This window comes from Anoxybacillus pushchinoensis (genome assembly GCF_900111795.1).
GTDB classification, from domain to species: Bacteria; Bacillota; Bacilli; order Bacillales; family Anoxybacillaceae; genus Anoxybacillus; species Anoxybacillus pushchinoensis.
In genome coordinates this window covers 1-8,504 of sequence record NZ_FOJQ01000073.1, presented here as the reverse complement: position 1 = coordinate 8,504, position 8,504 = coordinate 1, and the positions used below count along the sequence as shown (strand labels likewise).

Annotated in this window: 8 protein-coding genes and 1 pseudogene; 2 read left to right on the top strand and 7 right to left on the bottom strand. The window is 43.9% G+C overall.

Features of this window, described 5'->3' with window-relative positions:
- Nucleotides 1-151 precede the first annotated feature (151 nt).
- Together BM213_RS13265 and fadH are read right to left on the bottom strand one after the other, a co-directional pair.
- Complete coding sequence (locus tag BM213_RS13265; protein ID WP_091704925.1) at nucleotides 152-1,366, bottom strand: EAL domain-containing protein; 1,215 nt, start codon at nucleotides 1,364-1,366, stop codon at nucleotides 152-154.
- Between the two features lie 78 nt (nucleotides 1,367-1,444).
- Nucleotides 1,445-2,200 (bottom strand): 2,4-dienoyl-CoA reductase, encoded by a 756-nt coding sequence (gene fadH / locus BM213_RS13260; RefSeq protein WP_003396636.1) that lies wholly within the window; start codon nucleotides 2,198-2,200, stop codon nucleotides 1,445-1,447.
- A gap of 148 nt (nucleotides 2,201-2,348) precedes the next feature.
- On the opposite strand from fadH, the gene BM213_RS13255 reads away from it, so the two are divergent.
- Entirely contained in the window at nucleotides 2,349-3,197 is an 849-nt protein-coding gene (locus BM213_RS13255) for a metallophosphoesterase (protein WP_091704922.1), read from the top strand.
- Here the strand turns inward: BM213_RS13255 and crcB are convergent.
- From crcB to BM213_RS13235, 4 genes are read right to left on the bottom strand one after another with little or no spacing between them, the layout of a single operon-like run.
- Nucleotides 3,192-3,524, bottom strand: coding sequence for a fluoride efflux transporter CrcB (crcB, locus tag BM213_RS13250; RefSeq protein ID WP_091704920.1), 333 nt, complete (start codon nucleotides 3,522-3,524; stop codon nucleotides 3,192-3,194). The two genes, BM213_RS13255 and crcB, sit on opposite strands and share 6 nt — an antisense overlap.
- Nucleotides 3,521-3,907 carry a CrcB family protein gene (locus tag BM213_RS13245; RefSeq protein WP_091704927.1) on the bottom strand — a complete coding sequence of 129 codons (387 nt, stop codon included), beginning with the start codon at nucleotides 3,905-3,907 and terminating at the stop codon, nucleotides 3,521-3,523. The genes crcB and BM213_RS13245 overlap by 4 nt, the downstream gene beginning before the upstream one ends.
- Nucleotides 3,908-3,921: 14 nt before the next feature.
- Nucleotides 3,922-6,009, bottom strand: a complete 2,088-nt coding sequence (locus tag BM213_RS13240; RefSeq protein ID WP_091704917.1) for an RNA degradosome polyphosphate kinase — start codon at nucleotides 6,007-6,009, stop codon at nucleotides 3,922-3,924.
- 2 nt (nucleotides 6,010-6,011) lie between these two features.
- Nucleotides 6,012-7,523 carry a Ppx/GppA family phosphatase gene (locus tag BM213_RS13235; RefSeq protein ID WP_064220880.1) on the bottom strand — a complete coding sequence of 504 codons (1,512 nt, stop codon included), beginning with the start codon at nucleotides 7,521-7,523 and terminating at the stop codon, nucleotides 6,012-6,014.
- Between the two features lie 110 nt (nucleotides 7,524-7,633).
- Between BM213_RS13235 and BM213_RS13230 the strand changes: the two genes are divergently transcribed.
- Nucleotides 7,634-8,074, top strand: coding sequence for a YkyB family protein (locus BM213_RS13230; protein ID WP_064220879.1), 441 nt, complete (start codon nucleotides 7,634-7,636; stop codon nucleotides 8,072-8,074).
- A gap of 133 nt (nucleotides 8,075-8,207) precedes the next feature.
- Here BM213_RS13230 and BM213_RS13225 read toward each other — a convergent pair.
- Nucleotides 8,208-8,504 (bottom strand): annotated as a pseudogene (locus tag BM213_RS13225) (RNA-guided endonuclease IscB); the annotation flags it as partial.

The following is an 8,504-nucleotide window of genomic DNA, read 5'->3' as shown; positions in this document are numbered from 1 at the left end:
GGGCTGGAGAAGCACCCGAACGTGTCATGACATCTATAACGTAGGCTCTGTTTCAAGCCTTGGTCTGGTCAACATGGGGCTTACAAGCCCATGACTTTAGTCGTTGGGTTGTTGACCTCAAGCTTACTTTTCCACCGCAAGCGACGTTTTATTACAAATGAGCATTATTTTCAAATAAATATTCATACGTTAAGTCGATAAATAAATAATGATGCTCATCAAGTGGATACGAATACGTGCGGATCGTCTCCCCTGTTTCAATGTCGCTGTATAAGTCCGATAAAATACCGCGTTTGCGCGAGCGCATACGAATGATATTTTCTAAAAAATACGGACGCCAGCTCCAATTTTTCATTTCATATTGCGGCTGCAGCTCCCATGCGTCTCCTTTTTTAAACATGTTGGCAGACTTCTGGAAGCCGTCATCGTCACAAACGTAAATGCGAAAACTGCAATCGTTTAAATGTTTAGCTAAACTTGAAATAAGTTCGTTAAACGACGATGCTTTTTTATGTTTCACGACAAGGTCGGATATGCGCGTTTGAAATTGTTCGGAAATGTCGTACAACGTTTGCAGTTTCTTTTTTTCATGTTGAATAAACGTATGAAACTGATTGCGCAATCGCTCTTTTAATAAATCTTTTGGAAGAAACGAAGGCGATGGTTCGTGCAAATCATAGCCTTGATAGTACCGTCCGCCATTTCGCCATGCATATTGTAGCTGAAAGGAGGTTTCAATATCTTCATACAAAAGCGTCGCCCCGATTTTGCGCGCGAGTAGCGAAATGGAATAAAGAACGTCGTCGTACGATGTCGTCGTTGCTGATGTGCGCAACGAGTGCAAATCAATTTTTAATAAATCGGGCGCAAGCAGCCGGATGCGATCTAAATTGCTGCTCTCTTTTCCGATATTGTCGACGGCAATTTGTATGCCGTACGTACGCAAATACGTCAATACGTGACCGAGCTGCTGTACGTCTCCTTTAAAGCGATGCTCTGTAATTTCAAGGACGACTTGGTTCAGTTGTAGTCCTTTTTCTTTATATGAAAGAAGAAGCTGTAAAAACGATTCTCCTCGATCAACCATTAACACGTTTGCATCGCGGTTAATGAAAATAAGCGGTGCTGGTCGCTCCGTCACAAACTGATCGAGCGCCTTCGCCGTCACGACGCTGTCAACTTCCATACGAAATTCTTCTGGAATCGTCTCGTCGTGAAAAAATGGACCGAGGCTGACAACTTCATCGCCATGCTGAAATCTGCCGAGCACTTCGTATCCAACGATGCATTGCTCGTCAGCGCTAAAAATCGGTTGATAATACGGAACGACTTGATCGATGTGTGTTAAAATGTCTAGCGCATCCAAACGACGCCGCCTCCCCCAATTTTTTTCACCCATTATACCATAACAAAAATAAAAAAAGCGACGCTAGCAAACGTCGCTTTAAAACGGATGTTGATTCAACCACTGTCCACCGTCGACTGTGATGCACTCCCCGTTTATATACGCAGCCGCATCGGAAAGTAAAAATGAAGCGACGCCAGCAATTTCTTCAGGCGTGCCAAATCGGCCGAGCGGTACGCTATCTTTCACGCGCTTTTCCATCTCTTCCGATAAAATGAGTTTTTCCGCCCCACCTGTTCGTTCAATCGGACCGGGAGCGATCGCGTTTACACGAAAGCCGTATTTTTTCCCCCATTCCACAGCTAACGTGCGCGTCATCGTTAACACACCTGCTTTAGCGCATGCGGAGTGAATGACACCCGCGCCCGCTCCCCACGCGTATGTAGCGACAATGTTGATGATCGATCCTTTTTGTCCTTTTTCAATCCAATAGTTCCCGACTTCTCGGCTACAATAAAACGTCCCGTTTAAGACGATGTCGATGACGCTATTCCAGCCGTTAATCGATAGCTTTTCCGCCGGGCAAATAAAATTGCCTGCTGCGTTATTAATGAGCGCATCAATTTTCCCAAAACGCTCATCCGTTTCTTTCACCATTGCAGCGACTAATTCCGGTTGGCGTACGTCCATAACGATTGGTAAAACGCTTCCACCGATGTCAGCTGCCGCTTCTTCAAGCGCTTCTTTTCTTCTTCCTGTAATGACGACGTGCGCTCCTTCATGGGCGAAACGCTTCGCCATATATTTCCCCATGCCGCTTGAACCACCTGTCACAATAATGACTTTTCCGTTCATTCTCCTCATCCCCTTTTATGAATGGCTATTCATTCACTTTTTATTGTACTATATATTTAGAAAATTTTTAATATTGTTTTTGCTGTTTTTATCGACTTTTTTCTTTTATAATGAGTGAAGAACATTTCTACGTATAAGGTATGATCTCATGAAACGACGAGATTTTTTAAAAACATGTTTTTCTTTCCTTGTCAAAGGGGCGTTGCTTTCAACGACAGGTTATATGTACGCCAAATATGTTGAACCGCGGCGGTTGACGGTACGTCAATACGATATCGTTCATCCGCTCATTCCGAAACAGTTTGATGGGTGTCGCCTCCTTCAATTTAGCGACGTACATGCAGGGTATCATGATACGGTTGAGCAGTTTCAACGCATCGTCACAAAAATAAACGGCCTCGCTCCTCACGTCATTTGTTTTACAGGAGATTTGCTTGATGAACCGAACAAATATGAACATGTTGACACAATGACAGCGCTATTACAACAGCTCGACGCCCCTTTAGGAAAGTTTTGCATTTACGGCAATCACGATCACGGCGGATACGGTACGGACATATATAAAGAGATGATGGAAAAAAGCGGGTTTCGGTTACTCGTCAACGAATGGGTAGCGATTAAGCAAGGAAACGAACAAATCGTCGTCGCCGGATTAGACGATTTTATGCTCGGTAAGCCAAATTTTTCGAAAACGGTGCAACGTATGCCGAAAAATACGTATACGATCGTGCTCATTCACGAGCCTGACCTCGCGACGCAAGCGAGCGCCTATCCGTTTCATCTGCAGCTGTCCGGGCATAGCCATGGCGGACAAATTCAACTGCCTTGGATCGGCCCGCTCGTAACCCCTCCGCTTGCGAAACAGTATGTTGAAGGATTTTATGACATCGGGCAGCTCACATTGTATGTCAATCGCGGACTTGGTACGACGCGCATGCCGTTTCGCTTTTTAACGCCGCCAGAACTTACGTTGTTTACGTTAAAAGCCGGGTCATAACATGAACCCGGCTTGAAACAAGCATATGCTCCCAATGATTGAAGCGCCGACATAAAGAAGCGCTTCTTTATATTTTTTATGCGATAAGAGTTGAATGGCTTCGACGCTAAATGTTGAAAACGTCGTGAACGCGCCGAGAAATCCGACCGTCACTCCAACCGACTGGACGTCGTAGGCAAGCGCGATACCGAGCCCAAACGAACCGATCCAGTTAATAAATAAAATGGAAAGAGGCACAGGTGACTGTTTCGTCCAACGCATCAGCCATATGCCAAGCTTGTATCGACACCACGCCCCTAACGCGCCACCAAGTGCGACATACATCATGACGCCTCACCTACACTTCTTGCACCCATCCGTTCTCCGACATATACGCCCACATAACAACAAAGCAACCCACCAACGAAAGAAACAAACACATATATGTTCGCTAATCCGATATGTTCGTGCCATAACACGACCGTTTCCTTACTAAACGTCGACATCGTCGTCAATCCGCCGCAAAATCCTGTACCAATCGCAAGCCGCAACCATTCAGCCATTTTTCCTTTTCCGACGTAAGAAGTCAATGCGCCAAGCAAAAACGAACCGATGTAATTGACAAACAACGTTCCCCACGGAAATGTAAGAAACGGGAAAAGAAGCGCAACGCCGTATCGGCATAACGCTCCTAACGCTCCGCCTATGGCGACCGCTCCGCTTTCTTTCATCATATCACATCACCTCATTCTTCATCATCTGCCACATCATACGCCATTTGAAACAATATCATTTGGCTATCTATTTCTTCTTCCCCTTCTTTTCGCTTGACATAATCGTATTCGCCGCGTTCATTTTGTTCGCGCGCTTTCACGTTGTCGGAAAGCAATATGTGCAATGCGTCAATGAGCCGCTGTTTTAATTGTTGACGGAAAATCGGAAATAAAATTTCAATGCGGCGATCCATATTGCGCGTCATCCAATCGGCTGAAGATAAAAAGACGCGTTCTTGCCCATGATGGTGAAAATAATAGACGCGGCTATGTTCTAAAAAGCGGCCGACGATGCTGCGGACGCGAATATTTTCACTTACTCCTTTCATTTGTGGGCGCAAACAACAAATGCCGCGCACAATTAAATCGATTTGTACCCCCGCTTGCGACGCTTCGTACAGTTTCATGATGAGCTGTTTATCCGTTAGCGAGTTCATTTTAGCGATGATGCGACCGTCACCGTATTGCTTATGGTAACGAATTTCTTCATCGATGAGCTGTAAAAACCGTTGCCGCAAATCAAACGGGGCAACAACAAGATGATGAAACTCCGGCTTCTCCATGTAGCCGCTTAAATAATTAAAAAAATTTGTCGCATCTTCACTAAATTGTTCATTGGACGTAATGAAACCGAAATCGGTGTAAATTTTGGCAGTTGCGTCGTTATAATTGCCCGTCCCTAAATGAACGAACCGCTCAATTTTCCCTTGTTTTTGCCGAACGATCAACGTAATTTTACTATGTGTTTTTAAATGCGTCATCCCATAAATGACGTGGCACCCTGCTTTTTCAAGTTCCTTCGCCCATTGGACGTTATTTTCTTCATCGAAGCGCGCTTTTAATTCAACGAGGACAGTTACTTGCTTGCCGTTTTCCGCTGCGCGCTTGAGCGCTTCAATAATGGGAGAATCACCGCTGACGCGATACAACGTCTGTTTAATCGCCAACACATGCGGGTCATCGGCCGCATCGGAAATAAAGTCGATGACGGGTTCAAACGACTCGTACGGATGATGGAACAATAAATCTCTTTCTTTCGCTTTTTCAAATATGTCTTCCTCATCATCTAAATCTTTTGGCGGTTGCGGAATGAGTGTTTGAAACACGAGATGTTCTTTGTATCGTGCTACTTCATGATAAAACGAAAACAAAAATGTTAAATCAATCGGACCGTCGATTTTGTATACATCTTTTTCATGAATTTCTAGTTCGTCTAGCAAATAATCGAGCACCCACTCATCAAACCCTTTTTTGCTCATTTCGAGCCGCACCGCTGCGCCCCATTTTCGCTTTTTTAACTCTTTTTCAATTTCTTTTAATAAATCGCGCGCCCCTTCTTCATGAATCGTTAAATCGGCGTTGCGCGTAATGCGAAATTGCGTAACAGACAGCACCGTATACCCTTTAAATAGCGTATGAATAAACGTCGTAATGACATCCTCTAACAGCGCATAAGCGCGAATATCGTTGTTCGTCGGGAGAGGGATAAAACGATTTAACACAGCCGGTACTTGCACAATCGCTAATTTTTTTCGATCATCGTCGTCTTCTTCATCGTCATCAAGAACGATCGCCAAGTTTAAACTTTTATTTAACAACATCGGAAACGGGCGATACGCATCGACCGCCATCGGCGTTAACACCGGGAAGATGTTTTTCATAAAATACGACTGCAAATACGTTGTTTGTTCGTCGTTCCATTCATTTGGGGCAAGCAAATGTACCCCTTCAGCACGTAGCATCGGCAATAACGTTCGATTGTACATGTCATACTGCCATTTCACAAGCTCATGCGTTTTTTTCGCAATTTTTTTTAACTGTTCTTTCGGCGTTAATCCCGCTTTATTTTCTGGCTTATTAAAACCAGCTTTCACTTGATCTTTTAAGCCCGCCACGCGCACCATAAAAAACTCATCTAAGTTCGAGCTAAAAATCGCTAAAAATTTTAATCGTTCTAATAGCGGATTGCGCTTATCCATCGCCTCTTGCAAGACGCGCTCGTTAAATGCGAGCCAACTTAATTCGCGGTTATTGTAATAACGCGGATGACTAAAATCCATCCTCATCCCTCCATATGAAACTGTAATAAAATCGGTCGTTTTAACATTTTTTCGACATGTTTTTTATGTTTTTCGGCTTGATACTCTTCCGCTTTAAATGATTGATTACAAAAAATGTGTATAACGATCGTTTCTTGTTGAAGTTCAAGTTGCAGACGGTTGACAACATTTCGTTTTGTATCGTTTAAGCTGTAAGCAAATTTTAATAGGGCGCCAAGAAAACGAAGCTTTTTTTGTTCAGCGCGTGTAAACCATGTGTGAAACGGCTGGACGTATTGTTTAAACAACGTTTTATTTTTAAACGAAGCGACAAGCGCGAGCTGTACGCGGTCACGATGGCTTAAGCCGTCGATCGTTCGATTGGCTAAAATGTAAAACGTATGTTGACTGCTCGCTTCTTCATCGACATATTGTCCTAAATAAAACACGTGAGTAGCGCGCTTTAATAAAACGAGGTCTTCTCCCGTCAATGGGAAAAGAGCGAGCGCACGCATTTGTTCAAACAGTTGAATGACTAGTTTTAATACGTGCTGCACGTGGTTTGTATTTACTTCGTAGTCTTGGGCTAATTCAAAAAAACTTTCATCTAATACGCTGGGAAAAATAATCGGCCCAAACTGTTCGTAAAAAATGCCGTCACGTAACCCTTTTCGGCTTAAAATAAACGTCGTCGCATCGACTGTTTCGTATAACGTTTGAAACACTTCAACCGCTGGAATAATTAAATCGGCCCGATCTTTCGACAACGCTTCGACTTTTTGTAGTTGTTCAAATGTAAGAGCACACAAATATTTTTTCACTTGAACGATATGTTCGCGATTCATTTCATATTGATGAATGCCGGCAATCGGGTAGTTTTGGAGCATTTGATGCACTTGTACGACGTTGCGGGCGCTTCCGCCAATCGCAATGATCGGAAGTTTTCGTTGTTTTAGCCATGGAAGCGATTGAAATTGCTTTTCAATGTATCCCCGCAACGTTTGTAATTCTTCATCCGTCGGAACATCCCCAGCGACAAATTCGCGCTTTAGCGATAACGCACCGAACGGAAAGCTATGATAATCGACAAGTTCACGATTGTAAAAATACGTCACTTCCGTACTTCCACCGCCGATATCAATCGTAATCCCTTCGTGAAACGATGTCGATTGAATGACCGCTAAAAAACCGTAGTATGCTTCTTCGTATTCGGATAAAATACGAATACGAAAGTCGGTCCGTTCAGCAACGATGCGAACGATGTCGTCGCGGTTGCGCGCTTGACGAATTGTGGCGGTCGCGACGCATTTCACATCGTGCAGGCGATGAAAGCGCGTTACGTCTTGAAACGTCAAAAGCCCATCTAAAAGCACACGTAGCCCTTCCTCCGTAAACACACCATCTTCTGTTAAATAATTGCGCAAACGGGCGGCAATTTTTACGTTTTCCCTTTCTCGTAAACGACCGCTTTTACTTTGTTCATAAATGACGAGGCGCATCGTATTTGAGCCAATATCAATAATGCCGTATTTCAACAGGAATCCCCCCTTATCGCGAAATGGAAAAAATAAATTGAAAATTTTCCAAAAACATAAACGATCGTGTATAATATAAGTGTATCAAAATAAAAAGGAGTTGAGTAAATATGGAAACAGTCGAATGCACCGTGGAAAACTTATCGGTCGCTTTGTTTACTGTCAACCGTCATGCGAAAACGGCGTTAAATCCTTCTTACTTGTATTTGCTGAAGAGAAAAACGATTGAAAAAATGCTCGAAGAAGGAAAAGCGAAAAAAGTTGGGCTTCACTTTTCCCGGAATCCGAAGTACAGCCAGCAAAAGTCGGATGTGCTTGTGGCGATCGGTGCGTATTACTTCCACATACCTCCAACAAAAGAAGACTTCAAGCATTTGCCTCATCTCGGTACGTTGGACGATTCTTATCGCAACCCTGCTGTTAAAATGCCGTTGTCTCAAGCCAAACGATTATTACAAGCGTATACAGGCATTTCACCGGAAGACGTAGAGCCGAAACCGAAACGGTACGATTGGTCGCGTCCGCATCGGTTCGGGAAAACGTTTCGCTAAGGACAAGCTCACATAAACAATGGACATATTTTTATTATATGACACAAAAGGGCGGCCTCTTAATGAGATCGCCCTTTCTCACGAAACTTACGCAAGGAAGCCCCTGCCTTTAGGCACGGCGAGGAATTGCACCTTACGCAAGTTCCGCCACCCCCTTTCCATAAGCATATCCGTCAAATCGCTGAATGACTTGGACATATCTATAATTTATTCCTTGTGCGATACGCTTTCCGTCCTTGCCTTTAATATCGAAACTTCCAGTCTTTCTACATGCGACTTCGCCAAACCAAACGCCTTGATATTTCCCTCTTGGGACAACAGCCTTAACCATGTCCCCTGTTTGAAAACCAAAGAAGAATTTTTGTCTTGCAAGATAACCTCTTGGGAAGCCATATCTATCTAGGTTTGTACGAGAGCGACTACCACGCCC